Source organism: Streptomyces sp. NPDC059371, from assembly GCF_042751995.1.
GTDB lineage: Bacteria > Actinomycetota > Actinomycetes > Streptomycetales > Streptomycetaceae > Streptomyces.
Window position 1 is genome coordinate 23,155 of the sequence record NZ_JBHYXD010000045.1, and the last position, 19,202, is coordinate 42,356.

The following is a 19,202-nucleotide window of genomic DNA, read 5'->3' on the forward strand; positions in this document are numbered from 1 at the left end:
GCCCCCCGCGGGGCCGGCGCACTACGCCCGCGCTACCCCCGCCGCCCGGTCGCCGGCCCGGCCCGCGCGCTCGGCGGGCGCGGGCGGGCGGGGCCCCCCCCCGCGCCCGCCCCCCCCCAGGGCGGGTACCGGGATCGAGGAGTGCGAGCGTGGGTGTACGCGGGCGGGGCGCCGTTCTGGTGACCGGTGGCAGCGGGTTCGTGGGAAGCCATCTGGTGCGGCGGCTGCTGGAACGGGGCTACCGCGTCCACACCACCGTACGGACGACCGCGAACACGGCGAAGGTGCTGCCGCTCCGGGAGATGCAGGAGGACTTTCCCGGGAGGCTCACGCTGTTCGAGGCCGATCTGCTGGCCGACGGGTCCTTCGACGGGGCGATGGAGGGCTGCCGCGTGGTCTTCCATGTGGCGTCGCCGTTCCTGATGCCGGAGAAGATCAAGGACGGCCGCCGGGACATGGTCGACCCCGCCCTGCTCGGCACCCGCAACGTGCTGGGCGGGGTGGAACGGACACCGACGGTCGAGAAGGTCGTCCTCACCTCCACCGTCGGCGCCGTCTTCGGCGACTACATCGACGTCCGGAGCATGGACGGCGGTGTCCTGTCGGAGAAGTACTTCAACACCACCAGCACGGTCGAGAACAACCCGTACCACTACGCGAAGACGCTCGCGGAGCGCGAGGCGTGGGCGGCGGAGGCGGCCCAGGACCGCTGGCGTCTGGTGTCCGTCAACCCCGGTCTGGTCCTCGGACCGTCCCTCACCCCCGCCTCGGAATCCGGCAGCCTGTTCCTGCTGGACGAACTGTTCAAGGGCTACTTCTTCTACGGCGCACCCGATTTCAGCTTCACCACGGCGGATGTCCGCGAGGTCGCGGACGCGCACATCGCGGCGGCGGAGCACGACGGCGCCAAGGGCCGGTACATCGTCGCGGCGGAGACGATGACGTCCTTCCACGACATGGCGCGCGTCATCCGCGCCCGGTACCCCCGATCCTTGCGGCTGCCCCGCACCGCGCTCCCGCACTGGCCGGTCCGCGTCCTCGGCCCGGCGTTCGGACTGACCCAGGACTACATCCGCAAACACCTCGGCATCCGGTTCCGCGTGGACAACAGCCGCAGCGTGCGGGAACTGGGGATCACCTACCGCCAGGTCGAGGAGACCCTGCTCGACCACTACGAGAGCTGGAGGCACCGCAGGACGTGACGAGTCCCACGTCCGGGCCGCTGTTCGGGACGACCAGGTAGGCTTCCCGGCGGGTGCTGAGGGGAAGCGCACCTCGGTGATCATGCGAAACGCGGTCGCCCGGTCACGTACACCGAAACGGGAGGAACCGGCGTTGCACGTCCAGGACTGGCTCGAGACGGTGCCGGCGGTCAGTATCTACGCGCTCGTGGCCCTGGTCATCGGCCTGGAGAGCCTGGGCATCCCGTTGCCCGGTGAGATCGTCCTGGTCTCGGCGGCGCTGCTCTCCTCACAGCACGACGGCATCAACCCCGTCATCCTCGGTGTCTGCGCGAGCCTCGGCGCGATCATCGGCGACTCCATCGGCTACGCCATCGGCCGCAAGGGCGGACGCCCGCTGCTCGCCTGGCTCGGCGCGAAGTTCCCCAGACACTTCGGCGAGGCCCATGTCGCCACGGCCGAGCGTTCCTTCCAGAAGTGGGGCATGTGGGCCGTCTTCTTCGGCCGCTTCATCGCCCTGCTGCGCATCTTCGCGGGCCCGCTCGCCGGTGTGCTGCGGATGCCGTACTGGAAGTTCCTGGTCGCCAACGTCCTCGGCGGCATCATCTGGGCCGGCGGCACCACCGCCGTCATCTACTACGTGGGTGTCGTCGCCGAATCCTGGCTGAAGCGCTTCTCGTACCTCGGCCTGGTCGCCGCGGCGCTCGTCGGTGTCGCCTCGATGCTGATCGTCCGCCGCAAGGCCAAGAAGGCGGCGGCGGAGCACAGCACGGCGGAGACGGAGCCCGTCCCCGCCGCCGAGTAGCGCGGCTGCCCGTACGGTGCCGCGGTGCCAACGCCGGCAAGCGCGGCGCGGGGCCGCCCGGGGCCGCACGGACCTACTCGTGGATCTCGCGGTGCGCCTTCGCCAGTTCCACGTAGAAGACACCGTTCAGGGAGAGACCCTCGCGCTCCTCGTCGGTCAGCGGGCGCTTGACCTTCGCGGGGACACCCGCGACGAGTGAGCCCGGCGGGACCCGCATCCCCTGCGGCACCAGCGCCTGCGCGGCCACCAGCGAGCCGGCCCCGATCACGGCGCCGTTGAGCACCGTCGCCCCCATGCCGATCAGACAGTCGTCCTCCACGGTGGCGCCGTGCAGTACGGCGTTGTGGCCGACGGAGACCCGTTCCCCGACGGTGATGGGGAAACCGGGGTCGACATGCAGACTGCAGTTGTCCTGCACATTACTGCCGGCGCCGATGACGATCGGGCCGCAGTCGGCGCGCAGCACCGCGCCGTACCAGACACTCGCGCCCACCCCCAGCGTGACGTCTCCGATGACCACGGAGGTCGGGGAGACGAACGCCTCCGGGTCCACCCGCGGATCCTTGCCGCCGATCCCCTTGATCAGCGCCTGATGCGTCGTCACCGTGTCACCGTCTCGTCGTCTCGTGGTCCGGTCTTCTGAGTACACCGGCACCGTATGTCATGGCCCCCGCGTACCTCCGGTGGGGCGAAGATCACAGGCGTCCGGCCGCGTCCGCGTGCCCCGCGCTGAGTACCGTGAGCGGGTGTCCAGGAGCAAGAACACGTTCTCATCATGGCGGCGACGCCTCGCGCAGCGCGCCGTCCACGCGGGCTGGGCCTGGATGCGGCGCGCCGGTACGGTCTCGGCCGAGCAGCCGGGCCGCTTCCGCTTCGGCGCCCTGGGGGAGAACACCCGACTGGCCTTCCCGCTGGGCACGGTCTTCGGCGAACCCTGGATCCACCTCGGCTCGTACTGCATCGTCGCCGAGCAGGTCACGCTGACCGCGGGCCTGATGCCCGACCTGGACCTCGGTCCCGACCCGATCCTGCGCATCGGGGACGGCGTGGTGCTCGGCCGCGGCAGCCATGTCATCGCCGACACGACGGTCACGATCGGCAACGACTGCTACTTCGGGCCCTATGTGTACGTCACGTCCACGAACCACTCGTACGACGATCCTCACGAACCCATCGGCAAGCAGTGGCCGCGGATGGAGCCCGTGGAGATCGGGCCCGGCTGCTGGATCGGCACCGGTGCGGTGATCCTTCCCGGCGCGCGGATCGGCCGGAACGTCGTGGTCGCCGCGGGTGCGGTGGTACGCGGTCCGGTGCCGGACCACTCCGTCGTCGCCGGAGCCCCCGCGAAGGTCGTCCGGAGGTGGGACCCGGTCGCCGGATGGCAGCCGCCGCTGCGCACACCGCCGCCGGTGCCGATTCCCGACGGGGTGACCCCCGAGCAGTTGCAGGCGCTCTCGGAACTGGACGAGGAGACGATCGCACGGCTCGCGGAGCTGGATCTCGACCCTCGGGACGCGGCCGAGGACGTGCACGCGCAGTCGGGGGACGTCCGCGCGGAGTCCTGACCCGGGAACGGCAGTCGGGCGACGGACGGGCCGCGACTGCCGAGGTCCGCTCCAGGAGCCGTGGACGGGCCGCTGCCCCGGAGGAGCGTCGTACCCGATGGCGGAACCCCGGCTCTGCCGGTCCGGATCCCGGCTCAGCCGGTCGCCAGCAGCACCGTGCCGACCAGGGCCAGCGCCGCTCCGGTGGCCTGCACCCCGCGCAGCCGTTCCCTGAGGACACCGCGCGCGGCCAGGGCCGTGACCACCGGGTACAGCGAGGCGAGGACGGCGGCGACGGTGACCGGGCCGTGCTGGGCGGCGACCGAGTACGTGCCGTTGGCCGCGACGTCGGCCAGGCCCACGAAGGCGAGCGCGGGCAGGGAGGCCCAGGGGAAGCCGCTCCCGGGAAGGGCCGCGCCGCCGCGCCGGACGGAGACGGCCAGGGCCGCGCCGCCGGTGACGACATTGGTCAGGCGCTGCACGAACAGCGCCAGGAAGAGCCCCGTGACCGACGACGACGCCTCCGCGATCAGCACGAACACCGTGCCGAAGCCGGCGGCCGCGATCAGGGTCAGGAGGATCGCCTGCCGCTGCACCGGAGCTCCCCGGAGCTGGGGCCCGCCCGCGAGGACGACACCGGCGACGGCGACCGCGATGCCCGCGATCTGGGTCAGTCCCGGGCGCTCCCCGAGGACCAGACCGACGCCGATGGGGACGGCCACGGCCAGTGAGCCGAGCGGCGAGACCACGCCCATCGGCCCGAGCGCCAGCGCCTTGTAGAAGGAGAGCAGCGCGACCGGACCCACCAGGCCCGCGGCGACCGCGAACCACAGCTCCGGTCCCGCCGCGCTCCAGCCCCCGGTGGCCAGCACGATCGCGCCGAGGACCACCGCCGCGATCGACTGGGAGGCGACGACCACGGTGAGCGCGGGGGTGCGCCGGGTCAGCAGACCTCCGCCGAAGTCGGCCAGGCCCCACAGGAGGCTGGTGGCCAGGGCGAAGAGTGCTGTCACGGGGGGCCTCGCAGTACAGTTCGGTGAACGATCAGGTGCATCACACGATAGTTCACCTGATTGAACTCTGTCATTCAAAATATTGGACGGAATGTGTCGGATCTCGACCTGCTGACTCAATCCCTGGCGCGCAATGTGAAGCGCTGGCGCACCGAGCGCGGCTTCACCCTGGAGGCGCTCGCCGCTCGCGCCGGAGTCAGCCGTGGCATGCTCATCCAGATCGAGCAGGCCAGGACCAATCCCAGTCTGGGTACCGTCGTCAAGATCGGTGACGCGCTCGGCGTCAGCATCACCACCCTCCTCGACTACGAGCAGGGGCCCAGGGTCCGGATCGTCCCCGCCGACCAGGCCGTACGCCTGTGGCACACCGACGCGGGCAGCTACAACCGGCTGCTGGCCGGCACGGAGGCGCCCGGCCCGCTGGAGATGTGGGACTGGAGGCTCATGCCGGGCGACGGCAGCCCTTCCGACCCGCACCCCGCCGGCACCGTCGAACTCGTGCACGTCCTCTCGGGCGACCTGACCCTCACCGTCGACGGCGTCGATCACCACGTCCCCGAGGGGGCGAGCGCGTCGTTCGAGGCCGACACCCCGCACACGTACGGCAACCAGGGCGAGATCCCGGTCGAGATGGTCATGGCCGTGTCGGTCCCGCTCGTGCACTGAGGCCCGGCGGCTTCCCGCCGGGCGGGTCCGCGGGGCTGTTAGCGTGCCGTCATGCGCGCACCCATCGGACACTTCGACCACGCCTCCCCGGCCCCCGATCGCCTGGACGAGCTCATCCGCCCCGTCGCCGACGCGGTGCGCGGGTGGCGCGGCGGCACGCCCGCCGAGCAGATCGTCTACGTCGAGACGAACCCCGAGTGGGCCGACACCGCCGTCTTCGTCGAGCACTACGGCAAGGAGCTGCTCGACACGTCCGCCAACTGCGTGGTCGTCGCGGGCAAGCGGGGCGGCGAGACCATGCTCGCCGCGTGTCTCGTCCTGTCCACCACCCGCGTCGACGTCAACGGCGTCGTGCGCCGTCAACTGGGCGCCCGGAAGGCCTCGTTCGCCCCGATGGACCTCGCGACCGGCGAGACCGGCATGGAGTACGGCGGCATCACGCCCGTCGGACTCCCGGGCGACTGGCCGGTGTTGATCGACTCGGCCGTCGTGGAGCTGCCGTACGTGCTGGTGGGCAGCGGCCGCCGAAGCGGCAAACTCCTGGTGCCGGGCAAGGCGTTCGCCGAACTGCCCAACGCTGTGGTGCTGGAGGGACTGGGCGTCGCCGCCTGAGGCAAGAGTTTCAGCCCTCCGCCGTTTGAGGAGCGGGGTCCGGGGCGGAGCCCGGGTACGGGTCGCGCAGGGGCGGAGGGGCGGAGGGGCGGAGGGGCGGAGGGGCGGAGGGGCGGAGGGGCGAATATCGCTTGTGCCGGCCTGTTCCGTTGCCGCCGGCAGCGGTCATCCGTTCACGCGGCCGAGTGATGCGCCAGCGCCCGGTGCGGGTCCGCCTCGCCGGGTGCCGGAGCCGGATCGGCGTGGACCAGAGCGGCGGTCAGCCTAGGTACGGCGTGCAGCAGGGCGTGTTCGGCGTTCACGGAGATGTCGTGGGCGTGACGCACGGTCGCCTCGCCGTCCACCACGACCGCCACCTCGGCACGCAGCCTGTGCCCGATCCAGCGCAGCCGCAGTTCCCCCACGTCGCGCACGCCTTCGACCCGCCGCAGCGCCTGCTCGGCCCGGTCCACCAACTCGGGTTCCACGGCGTCCATCACGCGCCGGAAGACCTCCTTGGCGGCGTCGCGCAGCACCAGAAGGATCGCGGCGGTGATCGCCAACCCGACCAGCGGGTCGGCGAGCTGCCACCCGAGGGCCGCGCCGCCGGCACCCACCAGTACGGCGAGCGAGGTGAATCCGTCCGTACGGGCGTGGAGTCCGTCCGCGACCAGGGCGGCCGAGCCGATCTCGCGCCCGACGCGGATGCGGTACCGGGCGACCCACTCGTTGCCCGCGAAGCCGATGAGGGCCGCGACCGCGACCGCCGGGAGGTGGCGTACGGGCTGCGGGTCGAGCAGCCGGCCGACCGCCGCCCAGGCCGCGAAGGCGCCGGACGCCGCGATCGTCAGCACGATGACGATGCCCGCCAGGTCCTCCGCCCTCCCGTAGCCGTAGGTGAAGCGCCGGGTCGCGGCTCGGCGGCCCAGGGTGAAGGCGACTCCGAGCGGCAGGGCGGTCAGCGCGTCGGCCGCGTTGTGCACGGTGTCGCCGAGCAGCGCGACCGACGCCGACAGGACGACAACGGCCGCCTGTACCAGCGCCGTTGTGCCGAGGACGGCCAGCGAGACCCACAGCGCCCGCATGCCCCGGGCCGACGCTTCCAGCGCGGAGTCGAGCTTGTCGGCCGTTTCATGGGAGTGCGGGGCGAGGAGGTGGCGCAGTCGGCCTCTGTGGCCGTGGCCGTGGTCATGGCCGGGGTGGCTGTGGTGATGGTCATGGTCGCTGTGGCGGCTCGGCCGTCCACCGCCGTCCTCGCTCCCGCGGCTTCCGACGCCGGTGCCGGTGCCGGTGCCGTGGCCGTCCCCGTGACGGTGGTCGTGGCCGTCGTCCCCGTGGTGCTGGTCGTGCCGGTCGTTCACGTGCGTCCCCTTCCGTGCGCGGGAGTGGACGCGCCGACGTCCACGAGGCCATTATGTGCGTATGAGCGCACGCATGCACCTATCACCTGCGCACGATGCGCACCCGCGCACCCCCGGCGAGGAACAGTTCGCGCTCGCGGCCGAACTCCTCGCCCTCCTCGCCGATCGCACCCGCCTCACGCTGCTGCACGCCCTGACCGGCGGGGAAGCCGATGTCACGACGCTGACGGAGAGGTGCGGAGCGGCCCGTCCAGCCGTCAGCCAGCACCTGGCCCGGCTCCGTCTCGCCGGGCTCGTGAACACACGGAAGGAAGGACGCCGGGTGGTCTACTCGCTCGGAGACGGTCATCTGCGCCGGGTGGTCGACGAGGCGCTGAGCCTGGCCGACCACCGGCTATCCGACCACCCGGCGCACGACTGAGGTCATGCGCGGGCAAGGCCGTCAGCGAGTGAGCGTGCCGTCGTTCGTGACCGCGCGGTCCCCGGTGAGGGGGCCGTCGTCCTCGCCCTCCTCCAGCAGGTTCGCCGCCGCGCCCACGATGCTCGGGTCGGGGCTGCCGACGACCTCCTCGTCCTTGTCGGCGTAGGCGAAGCGGGCCAGGACACTGCGCATGGCCTCGACGCGGGCCCGCTTCTTGTCGTTGCTCTTCACCACGGTCCAGGGCGCCTGAGCGGTGTCCGTCTCGCGGAACATCGCGACCTTGGCCGCCGTGTAGTCGTCCCAGCGGTCCAGCGAGGCCAGGTCCATGGGGCTCAGTTTCCACTGCCGTACGGGGTCGACCTGACGGATCGTGAAGCGGGTGCGCTGCTCACTCTGCGAGACCGAGAACCAGAACTTGATCAGGTCCACGCCGTCGTCGACGAGCATCCGCTCGAAGGCGGGCGCCTGCCGCATGAAGCGCCGGTACTCGTCGTCGGTGCAGAAGCCCATCACCCGCTCCACGCCCGCCCGGTTGTACCAGGACCGGTCGAACATCACGATCTCGCCCGCGGTCGGCAGATGTTCCACGTACCGCTGGAAGTACCACTGCCCGCGCTCCCGCTCGGTCGGCTTCTCCAGTGCCACCACACGGGCGCCGCGCGGGTTGAGATGCTCGGTGAACCGTTTGATCGTGCCGCCCTTGCCCGCCGCGTCGCGCCCCTCGAAGACGACGACGAGCCGTCGGCCGGTCTGCTTGATCCAGCCCTGCAGCTTCAGCAGTTCGATCTGCTGGAGCCGCTTGTGCCACTCGTACTCCTTGCGCTCCATGCGCTGCGGGTAGGGGTAGTTCTCCCGCCAGGTGTCCACCGGGCTGCCGTCCGGCCGGATCAGTACGGGGTCGTCATGGTCGGTGTAGTCCACCCGCATCCCTGCCAGCAGTTCCGTCATCCGGCCCTCCTCTGCCCGTGGTCCGATTGTCCGCCGATCACGTTGTTCCCGCCGTTTCGGCGAGGCCCAGCACGCCGGGCGCGAAGACGACGACCGTCGCGACGGTGACGCCGAGGCTCACCGCGGCGACCTCGCCGAGCGCGGTCCGGTCGAGATGCATCCGGGAACCCTCCTTGGGGCAGGCGGCCGTGCCGACACCGGCCGGCGCGGCCGTACGGACGGCGACCGTGTGGTGGTCGTTCACGTTCGAGGGGTGGACGGGGTTGTGGCGCGAGGCGGCGACGATGACCGAGGCGACGGCCACCGCGACGAGAGCGATCACCACGGTGCCGAAGGTCCCTCCGTGCTTCACCACGCTCGCGGACACGCCGCCGACCAGCGCGGCGGCCGGCAGTGTGACCAGCCGGGCGACCGCCATCCGGCCCGCGGTCCCCCAGCGCACCTCGGCAAGTTTCCTGCCCAGTCCGGCGCCGAGGATGCCCCCGGAGCAGACCTGCGTCGTGGAGACCGCGACGAGGAACGTGATGTGGTCCATCCCCTGATGGAAGCAATCCGAGGCGTACGGCGGGAGAACCGGAGACGAAGGCGACGCGAGTCGGAGTCGAGATGCACGCGCACCCATGACCGCGAGCTCAACCTCGTGACCTCGTGCATGGTTTGACGCGTCGTTGAACGTCTTGCCCGTGAGGCGTCATGCGGATGACGACGGCACGCGGCGGACCGCGGGGCTCGCGTCGGCGGTCAGTGCCGTCTCAGATCGACCCATTCCGCGGTCTCGCCGGGCAGGACGTAGCGCTCGATCTCCGTGAAACCATGCCGCCGGGCGAAGCGCAGGCCCTCCTCGTTGGACGCGAGGACCACGGTCTCGATCACCCTGGCCCCCATCGAGCGCGCCTGTTCCAGACCGCGTGCGTACAGCTCCTCGCCGAAACCCCGCCCGCGGTGCTCGGCCAGGACGCGCGCTATGACGGTCGCCGTCGCGCTGTCGCCGGCGGGCGGACGCACCGTCGTACAGCCCACGAGGACCTCGCCGAGGTAGGCGACCTCCAGGCGGTAGCGGCGGGCGCGCTCGCGCACCTCGTCGAGCGACATCGCGGCGGGCGGGACGATCACATTGTGGACGTGCTGCCAGTCCGCGAGGCGGGACTCGTCGGCCGGTGCTTCGACGCGAAGGGTGGTGGGCACGTGAGCAGGAAACCGGTGCGGGCCGCACGGCGTCAACAGCGTTGACCCAGGCCGCCGTCGGACCGCGCCGGACGGTGCGGCAACCGGTCGGCGTCAGCCCAGGCGCGGGATCTCGATGGCCGGGCAGCGGTCCATCACCATGTCGAGTCCCGCGGCACGCGTCCGCTCGTACGCGGCCTCGTCGATCACGTCGAGCTGGAACCAGACGGCCTTGGCGCCGACGGCGACGGCCTCGTACGCGATCGGCCCGGCGAGGTCGCTGTTCACGAAGACGTCGACGACATCGACCGCGAAGGGGATGTCCGCGAGAGAGGCGTAGCCCTTTTCCCCGTGGACGGTCTCGGCCTTCGGGTGCACGGGCACGATCCGCTTGCCGAAGCGCTGGAGGACATCGGCCACGCCGTAGGCCGCGCGGCGCCGGTTCGACGAGAGCCCGACCACCGCCCAGGTGTCGCCCGTCTCGGTCAGGATCCTGCGGATCGTCTCTGAGTCGCCGTACACGCTCGGCCTCCAGGGGTAATCGGTCGGTGCCTGCCGTCAGTGTCTGCCAGTCTCGTCAACAGTGAGCGGAGCGTGCTGATTCCGCCCGCCGTGCGCTCGCAGATGGTCGAGCAGCAGACGGCTCAGCGTCTCGGGTGCCTCTTCCGGGATCCAGTGGCCGAGGTCCGGCAGGATCTCGAACCGGTACGGCCCGTCGACCCACCGCGCGGTCTCCCGCGCGGGGCCCGGCCCGAACGCGGTGTCCCCCGTGCTCCAGACGTACAGCGTGGGCACCTCGACGGCACCGATCTCGCCGTCGGGGCGGCCGGACCGGTACCAGTTCAGCGCCCCGGTCAGGGCGCCCGGCCGGGTCAGATGCCGGACGTAGGCGTCGGTGCTGGCCCGCGGGACCTTGTCCCCGTAGAGCGAGCGGAGCAGCCGGGCGTCGTCGGCCAGCATGCGATGCTCGGTCGCGGGCGCGTCGCGCCAGTCCTTCATGTACTGGGACCGTGCGCGCTGGTCGTCGTCCGAGCGCAGAGCCTCGGCGAGGGCGCCCGGGTGCGGGGTGGAGACGACCGTCAGGGTGCGTACGCGGCCGGGATGGCCGGCGGCGGTCCACCAGGCCACCGCGCCGCCCCAGTCGTGACCGGCCAGGTCGAACGTCGGCCAGCCCAGTGCCTCGGTGATCGCGACGACGTCCGCGACCAGGACACCGATGCGATAGTCCTCGGCCCGCTCCGGGCGGACCCTGGGGGAGTAGCCGCGCTGGTCGGGCGCCACGACGCGGTAGCCCTCGGCCGCCAGCGCCGCGATCTGCCGCTGCCAGGCCAGACCCGTCTGCGGGAAACCGTGCAGCAGCAGGACCGGGCGACCGTCGGGCGGACCCGCCGCGACGGCGTCGAACACACCGGCGGCGGTGGAGATGCTCATCCCGTTCACGGCTCACTCCTTCATACCGACTGGTCGGTCAGCTTTCCGGTGGCGGAAGCGGATTGTCAAGGCCGGGTCCGCGTCCCGTGCGGTGAACGCCCGGTCCCGGTCCTCGAACCCGAACGGACCGTACGGCAAACGCTGTTCAGGGCCGTGGCCGCCCCGCCCGTCGTCACCGCGGGCCCGGTTCCGGCGGAGGGCCCGCGCCGGCGCGCGGGCGCGTGTCCGGAACGGCCCCCCACCTCCCCGCACCCGCCCGCGCGTCCGCCTAGGCTCACCCCGTGCTCCGTATCCTTGACGCCCGAACGGGCGAACCCGTCGACGCAGCCCTCGCCCGCCGCGGTCTGGTCCGCGTCCACGCGCGCCCGCCCGGGTCCGGCATCACGAGCCTGCGCGTGCTCCTGGTCGCCGACGTCCTGGCGCGGGCCCTGGAGATCGGCGGCAACCCGGCCTGGGCGACGCTGACTTCGGCGCCGGATCCGGCGGAGTCCGAGGACCGGACGGACCCCGGGGGCCGGGACGCCTCCTGGGGTGAGGCGGGACTCCGGGCGCGCGCCGCCGAACTCGGGATCCGGCCGTTCGAGGATCACCGGGACACGGCACCGGGACCGGCGGCGACGCGGACCATCGACGTGGTCGCCCGGGGTGCCGGGGCGTCGGCCGGGCCACGCGTCGAGGTCGCGCCGGTCGACACCGGACACGGCTCCGCCGACGTGCCCGGGGATCCCACCGCGCTGCGGCTCGCGCTGCTCGCGCGGCGACGGGATCTGCCGCTGAGCCTCGACGCCGGGGCGCTCGCGGAGGCGGAGGACACGCTCACGCGCTGGCGCGCCGCCGTCGCCGGATGGGCGACGCGGCCCTCCAAGCCGATCCCCGAGGACGTGCGCCTGCGGTTGCGCGCCGCCTGGGAGGACGACCTGGACGTGCTCGCCGTGCTGGACGTGCTGCGCTCGGTGGAGAGCTCGGGCATCCCTGAGGGCGCCCGGTTCGAGACGTACGCCCACGCCGACCGGCTGCTCGGTCTCGAACTCACCCGCGAGATCGGAGCGTCGCTGTGACCGTGCGCGCGGCCGGTGGGCCCAGGCGAAGACTGATCGTCCTGCGGCACGCCAAATCCGCCTGGCCCGACGGGGTGCCCGACCACGAGCGGCCGCTCGCCACGCGCGGCCGTCGTGACGCCCCCGCCGTCGGACGTGCCCTGGCGGAGGCCGACCTGTTGCCGGACCTCGCGCTGTGCTCGACCGCCGTACGTGCCCGGGAGACCTGGGAGTTGGCGGCACGGGAGTGGGGCACTCCGCCGACCGTACTGCTCGACGGGCGGCTGTACGGGGCGGACGTACCAGAGTTGCTGGAAGCCGTCCGCGAAGTCCCGGATCATGTACGGACCCTGCTGGTGATCGGGCACAACCCGGGACTGGAGGAACTGGTCCTCGAACTGGCCGGGGACGGCCTCGACGACACGGTGGACCGGGTCCGCTGGAAGTTCCCGACCTCGGCCGTCGCGGTCCTGGCCTGGCACGGCAGCTCCTGGCACGAACTCGGCACCGGAGACGCGCTGTTGACGGACGTGGTCGTGCCGAGGGGCAAGAAGGAGTGAGCCCGGCGCCGGCGCGCGCCCTGGTGACCCGTCGCGGGCCGGTCGGTGCCGGGCGCGCCCCGGTGACCCGTCCGCCGGCCCGGATGCCGGCCCGTCGTGGCCCCCGCCGGGCGGGCGCGTCCGCTCCGCGACCGCCGGTCTCGTAAGCGGTCCCGGTCTCGTCCCGGTTCCCGCCCGCCGGCCGTTCGCGCGGCCGGGGCGTGACCGCGGGCTCCCGCGCGGCCCGCGTGTGCCGTGCGGGTCCCCGGCCCACCCGCCGCGCGCGGCTGCGGTCGGTGACCGTCGGGCTCGGGGGCCGTCCCGGTCGCGGTCCGCGGGGTGCGGCGTAGGGCATGGGGTCGTCCTGGTTTCGGTCCGCGGGGTGTGGCGTAGGGCATGGGGTCGTCCTGGTTTCGGTCCGCGGGGTGCGGCGTACGGCATGTAGCCGTCCCGGCCTCGGGCCGGTGGGGCGCGTGCGTGCGGCACGAGATCGCCGTCCGGCACGGGGGGCGCCGTCCCGGCCCGTCGGTCGCAGTCGGTCGCGTCCGCGCGCAGCGCATACGCTGGCCTGATGCAGGACGAGTACCGCACAGTGGCCCACACGGGCGTGCACGAGACCGAGGTCAACCGCTCCCGATTCCTGTGCGCCCTCGCCCCGGCCGCCACCGAGCGGGAGGCCCAGGACTTCATCGCCGCGGTGCGGAAGGAACACGCGGACGCCACGCACAACTGCTTCGCGTACGTCATCGGAGCCGACGCCGCCGTGCAGAAGGCGAGCGACGACGGCGAACCCGGCGGCACCGCGGGTGTCCCCATGCTCCAGATGCTGCTGCGCCGCGATATGCGGTACGTCGTCGCCGTCGTCACCCGCTACTACGGCGGGGTCAAGCTGGGCGCGGGCGGACTGATCAGGGCGTACGGCGGCTCGGTGGGCGAGGCGCTGGACGCGCTGGGCACGATCACCCGCCGCCGCTTCCGGCTGGCCACGGTGACCGTCGACCATCAGCGGGCCGGCAAGGTGCAGAACGATCTGCGGTCGACCGGCCGCGAGGTGCGTGATGTGCGTTACGGCGAGGCCGTCGCCATCGAGATCGGGCTGCCGGACGCCGATGTGGAGTTCTTCCGGGCCTGGTTGGCCGACGCGACCGCGGGGACGGCGGGCTTCGAGCTGGGTGGGGAGGCCTACGGAGACGCCTGACAATCCGGGCAATTCTGGATTAAAAGGCGCATGGTCGTGACGGTCAGGGTGGGCCGATACGGGAGTAACCGCCCGTGATGTCAGACCCGGCCGTTACTCTTCGGGGATCATGAGGCTCCTGCACACTTCCGACTGGCATCTGGGCCGGGCGTTCCACCGGGTGAACTTGCTCGACGCCCAGTCCCGCTTCATCGGCCATCTCGTCACGACCGCGCGCGAGCGCGACGTCGACGCGGTGGTCGTCTCGGGAGACGTGTACGACCGTGCCGTGCCGCCCCTGGCCGCGGTCCAGCTCTTCGACGACGCCCTGCACCGCCTGGCCGACCTCGGTGTGCCCACGGTGATGATCTCGGGGAACCATGATTCGGCGCGCCGGCTCGGCGTCGGCGCCGGGCTCATCGGGCGCGCGGGCGTCCATCTGCGCACCGATCCCGCGGGGTGCGGCACCCCGGTGGTGCTGGCCGACGCCCACGGCGACGTCGCCTTCTACGGCCTGCCCTACCTCGAACCCGCCCTGGTGAAGGACGAGTTCGCAGTGGAGAAGGCGGGCCACGAGAGCGTGCTGGCGGCCGCCATGGATCGCGTCCGCGCCGACCTCGCCGGACGCGCGCCGGGCACCCGCTCCGTCGTCCTCGCCCACGCCTTCGTCACCGGTGGAGAGGCGAGCGACAGTGAGCGGGACATCACCGTCGGCGGCGTCGCCTCCGTGCCCGCCGGAGTCTTCGACGGAGCCGACTACACGGCGCTCGGCCATCTGCACGGCAGCCAGACCATCACCGAGCGCGTCCGCTACGCGGGATCCCCGCTGCCGTACTCCTTCTCGGAGGCCGACCACCGCAAGACCATGTGGCTCGTGGACCTCGGCCCCGACGGCTCCCTGGCCGCTGAGCGGATCGACTGCCCGGTGCCCCGCCCGCTTGCCCGGCTTCGCGGGCACCTGGAGGACCTCCTCGCCGACCCGGTGCTGGAGCGGCACACGGACGCCTGGGTCGAGGCGACCCTCACCGACCCGGTGCGGCCCGCCGACCCCATGGCGCGTCTGGCCGAGCGGTTCCCGCACACGCTCAGCCTCGTCTTCGACCCCGAACGCTCCCCGCAGGCCTCGGGCGTCTCCTATGCCCGCCGGATCGCGGGCCGCAGCGAGGAGCAGATCGCCGAGGACTTCGTGGCCCATGTGCGCGGCGTGGGTCCCGACGTCCGGGAACAGACCGTGCTCCAGGACGCGTTCGACGCCGTCCGGGCCGACGAGACCGTACGGGAGACCGCCCGGTGACCGCACGTCCGCCGCACACCCAGGGGGCCACCCGCCCGGAGACCGAGGGAAACCGATGAGGCTGCACCGCCTGGACATCACGGCTTTCGGCCCGTTCGGCGGTGCCCAGAGCGTCGACTTCGACGAACTGTCCGCCGCCGGACTCTTCCTGCTCCACGGACCCACGGGCGCGGGCAAGACCTCCGTCCTCGACGCCGTCTGCTACGCGCTGTACGGAGCGGTTCCCGGCGCCCGGCAAAGCGGTCAGGGCCTCGGCCTGCGCAGCGACCACGCGGCGCCCGACGTCCGTACCGAGATCCGCCTCGAACTCAGCGTCGCCGGACGCCGGCTGGAAGTCACCCGGCAGCCGCCCTGGGAGCGCCCCAAGCTGCGCGGCAAGGGCATGACGACCGAGAAGGCCCAGAGCTGGCTGCGCGAGTACGACTCCACGGCCGGCTCCTGGAAGGACCTCAGCCGCTCCCACCAGGAGATCGGCGAGGAGATCACCCAGCTCCTCGGTATGAGCCGCGAGCAGTTCTGCCAGGTCGTACTGCTGCCCCAGGGCGACTTCGCGCGCTTCCTGCGGGCCGACGCCGAGGCCCGCGGCAAACTCCTCGGCAGGCTCTTCGACACCCACCGCTTCGCCGAGGTCGAAAAACGCCTCGCCGAGCGGCGCCGCGCCGCCGAGGCCGAAGTGCGCGCCGCGGACACCGCGTTGCTGGCCGACGCGCACCGCATGCAGCAGGCGGCCGGGCGCGTCGCCGAGGAACCGCTGCCCGACCTCACGCCCGGCGACCCGGGCCTCGCCGAGTCGGTCCTCGCCTGGGCCGCGATCGCCCGCAGCACCGCGCGCGAGGCACTGACCGTCGCCCACTGCTCCCGGGGGTCCGCGGAATCGGCGCAGGCCGCGGCGGACCACGTGCTCGACGACGTACGCGAAGTGGACCGGCTGCAGCGCCGGTTCACCGAGGCGCAGGAACGGGCCACGCGACTGGAACAGCGCGCCGACGCCCACCACGCCGCCCGGACGCGCATGGAACGAGCGCGCAAGGCCGAGGCCGTGGCTCCCGCACTCGACCTGCGCGACGCCGCCGAAGCGGAGCACCGGCGCGCGTCCGCCGAGGAGACCCGCGCGCGTGCCGACCTGCCCGAGACGTTCGCCGGTGCCGGAGCGCCCGGTCTCGCGGCCGCCGCGCGCAAGGCCGCCGAGGAACTGGGCGGCCTGGGGTCGGCACGCCGCGCCGAGCGGCGCCTCGGTGAACTCGGCGCGGAACGCGCCTCCTTGGACCGCCAGGAACGCGCCGACGAGGAGGTCCTCCAGGACGCCGACAGCTGGCTCGCCGACTGGGAGGAGACCCGCGCGGACGTCGAGGCGCGGGTCGACTCCGCGCAGGAGGCCGCGGCGCGTGCCGAACAGCTCGCCGTCCAGCGCGAACCGGCCGTCAAGCGGCTCGCCGCGGCCCGGCTGCGCGACGAACTGGCCCGGGACACCGAGGCCGCACACGCCCGGAGCCTGGCCGCGCGCGAGCGGGCCACGCAGGCGCACGCCCACTGGCTCGAACTGAAGGAACAGCGTCTCCAGGGCATCGCCGCCGAACTCGCCGCCGGTCTGGTGGACGGCGAGTCCTGCGCCGTGTGCGGTGCCACCGAACACCCGGCGCCCGCCCGGAAGATCGCCGGCCATGTCGACCGCGAGACGGAGGAGCGGGCACTCGCCGCCCACCGAAGCGCCGACGAGCAGCGTGCCGAGGCCGAGCGCCGCCTCGGCGTCGTCCGCGAGGCGCTGGCCGCCGCGACCGCCGAGGCGGGCGACGCACCGACCCGGCAACTCGACGAGCAGGCCGAGGAATTGGAGCGCCTGTACACCGAGGCCCGGACCGTGGCCTCCGGGCTGCACGCCGCGCGCGAGGCCCGCGAGCAGGCCGAGCGGGAACGCGAACGGCGGCTGACCGCCCAGCAGGAGGCCGCCCGCCGCGTCGCCGCGAGGACCTCGCACCGCGATTCCCTCGACCGCGAGAAGGCGTCACTGGACGGGGAGTTGGAGCAGGCGCGGGGCACGGCCGGGAGTGTGTCCGAGCGTGCCACGCAGCTGGAGCGGCAGGTCGCGCTGCTCACCGACGCCGCGGACGGCGTCCGGACGGCGGAGGACATCGCGCGGCGCCTGAAGGACGCGGACGCGCGTCTCGCCGACGCGGCCTTCCGCGCCGGTTTCGACACCCCGCAGGCGGCGGCCGCCGCGATGCTCGACGACGTGGCCCACCGTGATCTGCAACGGCAGCTCGACGCCTGGCAGTTGGAGGAGTCATCGGTACGTTCCGTGCTCGCGGAGGCGGACACCACGGCTGCCGCGCGGCGCCCTCCCGTCGACCTGCCGGCCGCCGAGCGGGCGGCCGAGTCCGCCGCCCGACGGCTGCGGGACACCGCGTCGGCGCGGGACGCGGCGGCCCGGCGCTGCACCGAACTGGACGCGCTCTCCACCCGTGCGACCGGAGGAGCCCGCCGGCTCGCCCCGCTGCGCGAGGAGTACGAGCGCGTGGCCCGCCTCGCCGGTCTCGCGGCCGGTACCTCGGCGGACAACGAACGCAGGATGCGTCTGGAGGCGTACGTCCTCGCCGCCCGGCTGGAGCAGGTCGCCGCCGCGGCGACGGTCCGTCTCCAGCGGATGTCCTCGGGGCGCTACACCCTGGTGCACTCCGACGACCGGGCGGGCCGCGGACGCAGCGGGCTCGGACTGCATGTCGTGGACGCCTGGACCGGACGTGAGCGCGACACGGTGACACTCTCGGGCGGTGAGACCTTCTTCGCCTCCCTCGCCCTCGCCCTCGGTCTCGCGGACGTGGTCACCGACGAGGCCGGCGGGGTGCGGCTGGACACCCTCTTCATCGACGAGGGCTTCGGAAGCCTCGACGACCAGACCCTCGACGAGGTGCTCGACGTCCTCGATTCGCTGAGGGAACGCGACCGCAGCGTCGGCATCGTCAGCCACGTCGGCGACCTGCGCCGCCGCATCCACGCGCAGCTCGAGGTGGTGAAGGGGAGAACGGGATCGGTCGTGCGGCAGCGGGGCGCGTGATCGTCGGCGGCGGGCCGTCCCGGGCCGACGCTGACCCGGCCGTCGCCGTCCCGGCCAACGCTGTCACGGCCGTCGCCGTCGCGGCCAATGCTGTCCCGGCCGGTCGGCGTTCCGGCCAATGCTGACCCGGCCGGTCGGCGTTCCGGCCGTGAGCGGGGCGGTCTAGTGGCCCAGCGGCCGACGCGGCAGGGGTGAGGAGTAGACGACGCTCGTCGTCACCGACCCGAGCGTGCCGATCTTGCCCGACACCGTCTCCAGATGCCCCATCGACCGGGCGGCGACCTTGATGACGAAGCAGTCGTCGCCCGTGACGTGGTGCGCCTCCAGGATCTCGGGCGTGACCTCGACGAGATCGTGGAACGGCTTGTAGTTGCCGTTCGGGTATCTGAGCCGGACGAACGCCAGGATCGGCAGCCCCAGGCTCTCGGGGTCGACGACGGCCGCGTACCCCTGGATGACACCCGCCTCCTCCAGACGTCGCACCCGCTCGGTGACCGCGCTCGCGGACATGGAGACGGCCCTTGCCAGCTCGGCGAAGCTGGCCCGGCCCTCGCGCTGGAGGACGTCGAGGATGCGCCAGTCGGTGGCGTCCGGGGAATACGCGGTCATCCCCGATGAATACCAGGAGAATCCCCGGCCGATCAACAGTGCCGCCGTGGATCGTCACTTCAGGACGCGGGCCGGCCCCCGTAGATTTCTGGTCGGGAAGTCCCGCGGGGTGAGGTGCGGAGGAAGCACCGGGGTGGCAAGGGCGGCATCCGTCCGGCGGGGCCACGGTTCACGGAAAGGCCAGGCCATGACTGCGACTGCCGAAGGCATCACGAAGAACACGGTGACCGGTTCCACGCCGACGGCGAACCCCGTCCTGCGGGTGCCCCCGGCGTCGCCGGGCGGCGGGGGGGGCCGGGTGCGGGGGGGCGGGGCGGGTCGCGCGCGGGGCTGGGGGGCGGGTGGCGGCTCCCCGCGGCGCGCGCGCGC

Annotated in this window: 19 protein-coding genes and 1 pseudogene; 11 read left to right on the forward strand and 9 right to left on the reverse strand. The window is 72.9% G+C overall.

Annotated features, from left to right (window positions below):
• Nucleotides 1–149: 149 nt before the first annotated feature.
• Nucleotides 150–1,202: an NAD-dependent epimerase/dehydratase family protein gene (locus ACFXGX_RS24075; RefSeq protein WP_384794750.1), complete on the forward strand. Its 1,053-nt coding sequence runs from the start codon at nucleotides 150–152 to the stop codon at nucleotides 1,200–1,202.
• Nucleotides 1,203–1,335: 133 nt separating this feature from the next.
• Nucleotides 1,336–1,986: a DedA family protein gene (locus ACFXGX_RS24080; protein ID WP_384794752.1), complete on the forward strand. Its 651-nt coding sequence runs from the start codon at nucleotides 1,336–1,338 to the stop codon at nucleotides 1,984–1,986.
• A gap of 73 nt (nucleotides 1,987–2,059) precedes the next feature.
• Here ACFXGX_RS24080 and ACFXGX_RS24085 read toward each other — a convergent pair whose 3' ends face one another.
• Nucleotides 2,060–2,590 carry a gamma carbonic anhydrase family protein gene (locus ACFXGX_RS24085; RefSeq protein ID WP_384794754.1) on the reverse strand — a complete coding sequence of 177 codons (531 nt, stop codon included), beginning with the start codon at nucleotides 2,588–2,590 and terminating at the stop codon, nucleotides 2,060–2,062.
• A gap of 142 nt (nucleotides 2,591–2,732) precedes the next feature.
• Here ACFXGX_RS24085 and ACFXGX_RS24090 point away from each other — a divergent pair, with 142 nt between their 5' ends.
• Nucleotides 2,733–3,551, forward strand: a complete 819-nt coding sequence (locus ACFXGX_RS24090; RefSeq protein WP_384794756.1) for an acyltransferase — start codon at nucleotides 2,733–2,735, stop codon at nucleotides 3,549–3,551.
• Nucleotides 3,552–3,685: 134 nt separating this feature from the next.
• On the opposite strand, the gene ACFXGX_RS24095 is transcribed toward ACFXGX_RS24090, so the two are convergent.
• Nucleotides 3,686–4,543, reverse strand: a complete 858-nt coding sequence (locus ACFXGX_RS24095) for an EamA family transporter (protein ID WP_384794758.1) — start codon at nucleotides 4,541–4,543, stop codon at nucleotides 3,686–3,688.
• Between the two features lie 93 nt (nucleotides 4,544–4,636).
• Between ACFXGX_RS24095 and ACFXGX_RS24100 the strand changes: the two genes are divergently transcribed.
• Both ACFXGX_RS24100 and ACFXGX_RS24105 read left to right on the forward strand, forming a co-directional pair.
• The gene (locus tag ACFXGX_RS24100) at nucleotides 4,637–5,209 is read left to right on the forward strand and encodes a helix-turn-helix domain-containing protein (RefSeq protein ID WP_384794760.1); all 573 of its coding nucleotides are present in this window, start codon (nucleotides 4,637–4,639) and stop codon (nucleotides 5,207–5,209) included.
• A gap of 51 nt (nucleotides 5,210–5,260) precedes the next feature.
• Nucleotides 5,261–5,821, forward strand: coding sequence for a YbaK/EbsC family protein (locus tag ACFXGX_RS24105; protein ID WP_384794762.1), 561 nt, complete (start codon nucleotides 5,261–5,263; stop codon nucleotides 5,819–5,821).
• A gap of 173 nt (nucleotides 5,822–5,994) precedes the next feature.
• On the opposite strand, the gene ACFXGX_RS24110 is transcribed toward ACFXGX_RS24105, so the two are convergent.
• Nucleotides 5,995–7,161, reverse strand: coding sequence for a cation diffusion facilitator family transporter (locus ACFXGX_RS24110; RefSeq protein ID WP_384794764.1), 1,167 nt, complete (start codon nucleotides 7,159–7,161; stop codon nucleotides 5,995–5,997).
• Nucleotides 7,162–7,222: 61 nt separating this feature from the next.
• Here ACFXGX_RS24110 and ACFXGX_RS24115 point away from each other — a divergent pair, with 61 nt between their 5' ends.
• The gene (locus ACFXGX_RS24115; RefSeq protein WP_384794766.1) at nucleotides 7,223–7,582 is read left to right on the forward strand and encodes an ArsR/SmtB family transcription factor; all 360 of its coding nucleotides are present in this window, start codon (nucleotides 7,223–7,225) and stop codon (nucleotides 7,580–7,582) included.
• A 21-nt stretch (nucleotides 7,583–7,603) separates the two neighbouring features.
• Here ACFXGX_RS24115 and ppk2 read toward each other — a convergent pair whose 3' ends face one another.
• The 5 genes and pseudogenes from ppk2 to ACFXGX_RS24140 all read right to left on the reverse strand — a co-directional run bounded on the left by ppk2 (nucleotide 7,604) and on the right by ACFXGX_RS24140 (nucleotide 11,125).
• Nucleotides 7,604–8,530, reverse strand: coding sequence for a polyphosphate kinase 2 (gene ppk2, locus ACFXGX_RS24120; protein WP_384794768.1), 927 nt, complete (start codon nucleotides 8,528–8,530; stop codon nucleotides 7,604–7,606).
• 37 nt (nucleotides 8,531–8,567) lie between these two features.
• Nucleotides 8,568–9,059, reverse strand: a pseudogene (locus ACFXGX_RS24125) (inorganic phosphate transporter); the annotation flags it as partial.
• A gap of 212 nt (nucleotides 9,060–9,271) precedes the next feature.
• The gene (locus ACFXGX_RS24130; protein ID WP_384794770.1) at nucleotides 9,272–9,715 is read right to left on the reverse strand and encodes a GNAT family N-acetyltransferase; all 444 of its coding nucleotides are present in this window, start codon (nucleotides 9,713–9,715) and stop codon (nucleotides 9,272–9,274) included.
• 93 nt (nucleotides 9,716–9,808) lie between these two features.
• The gene (locus ACFXGX_RS24135) at nucleotides 9,809–10,216 is read right to left on the reverse strand and encodes a CoA-binding protein (protein WP_384794772.1); all 408 of its coding nucleotides are present in this window, start codon (nucleotides 10,214–10,216) and stop codon (nucleotides 9,809–9,811) included.
• Between the two features lie 36 nt (nucleotides 10,217–10,252).
• Nucleotides 10,253–11,125 (reverse strand): alpha/beta fold hydrolase, encoded by an 873-nt coding sequence (locus ACFXGX_RS24140; protein WP_384794826.1) that lies wholly within the window; start codon nucleotides 11,123–11,125, stop codon nucleotides 10,253–10,255.
• Nucleotides 11,126–11,406: 281 nt separating this feature from the next.
• Between ACFXGX_RS24140 and ACFXGX_RS24145 the strand changes: the two genes are divergently transcribed.
• From ACFXGX_RS24145 to ACFXGX_RS24165, 5 genes are all read left to right on the forward strand, one after another.
• Nucleotides 11,407–12,183, forward strand: coding sequence for a hypothetical protein (locus ACFXGX_RS24145; RefSeq protein WP_384794774.1), 777 nt, complete (start codon nucleotides 11,407–11,409; stop codon nucleotides 12,181–12,183).
• On the forward strand, nucleotides 12,180–12,722 hold the full coding sequence (locus ACFXGX_RS24150) for a SixA phosphatase family protein (protein ID WP_384794776.1): 543 nt from the start codon (nucleotides 12,180–12,182) through the stop codon (nucleotides 12,720–12,722). The genes ACFXGX_RS24145 and ACFXGX_RS24150 overlap by 4 nt, the downstream gene beginning before the upstream one ends.
• A gap of 550 nt (nucleotides 12,723–13,272) precedes the next feature.
• Complete coding sequence (locus ACFXGX_RS24155; RefSeq protein WP_384794778.1) at nucleotides 13,273–13,899, forward strand: YigZ family protein; 627 nt, start codon at nucleotides 13,273–13,275, stop codon at nucleotides 13,897–13,899.
• 109 nt (nucleotides 13,900–14,008) lie between these two features.
• Nucleotides 14,009–15,172, forward strand: coding sequence for an exonuclease SbcCD subunit D (locus tag ACFXGX_RS24160; protein WP_384794780.1), 1,164 nt, complete (start codon nucleotides 14,009–14,011; stop codon nucleotides 15,170–15,172).
• 55 nt (nucleotides 15,173–15,227) lie between these two features.
• Nucleotides 15,228–18,224 (forward strand): AAA family ATPase, encoded by a 2,997-nt coding sequence (locus ACFXGX_RS24165; protein WP_384794782.1) that lies wholly within the window; start codon nucleotides 15,228–15,230, stop codon nucleotides 18,222–18,224.
• A 162-nt stretch (nucleotides 18,225–18,386) separates the two neighbouring features.
• On the opposite strand, the gene ACFXGX_RS24170 is transcribed toward ACFXGX_RS24165, so the two are convergent.
• Nucleotides 18,387–18,833 (reverse strand): Lrp/AsnC family transcriptional regulator, encoded by a 447-nt coding sequence (locus tag ACFXGX_RS24170; protein ID WP_328454876.1) that lies wholly within the window; start codon nucleotides 18,831–18,833, stop codon nucleotides 18,387–18,389.
• Nucleotides 18,834–19,202: the final 369 nt, after the last annotated feature.

What these genes read in the sequence shown, in the direction of transcription:
- ACFXGX_RS24105 (WP_384794762.1), top strand. Translation starts at nt 5,261, where the DNA reads ATGCGCGCACCCATCGGACACTTCGACCACGCCTCCCCGGCCCCCGAT.
- ACFXGX_RS24115 (WP_384794766.1), top strand. Translation starts at nt 7,223, where the DNA reads ATGAGCGCACGCATGCACCTATCACCTGCGCACGATGCGCACCCGCGC.
- ppk2 (WP_384794768.1), bottom strand. Translation starts at nt 8,530, where the DNA reads ATGACGGAACTGCTGGCAGGGATGCGGGTGGACTACACCGACCATGAC.
- ACFXGX_RS24140 (WP_384794826.1), bottom strand. Translation starts at nt 11,125, where the DNA reads ATGAGCATCTCCACCGCCGCCGGTGTGTTCGACGCCGTCGCGGCGGGT.
- ACFXGX_RS24155 (WP_384794778.1), top strand. Translation starts at nt 13,273, where the DNA reads ATGCAGGACGAGTACCGCACAGTGGCCCACACGGGCGTGCACGAGACC.
- ACFXGX_RS24160 (WP_384794780.1), top strand. Translation starts at nt 14,009, where the DNA reads ATGAGGCTCCTGCACACTTCCGACTGGCATCTGGGCCGGGCGTTCCAC.
- ACFXGX_RS24165 (WP_384794782.1), top strand. Translation starts at nt 15,228, where the DNA reads ATGAGGCTGCACCGCCTGGACATCACGGCTTTCGGCCCGTTCGGCGGT.
- ACFXGX_RS24170 (WP_328454876.1), bottom strand. Translation starts at nt 18,833, where the DNA reads ATGACCGCGTATTCCCCGGACGCCACCGACTGGCGCATCCTCGACGTC.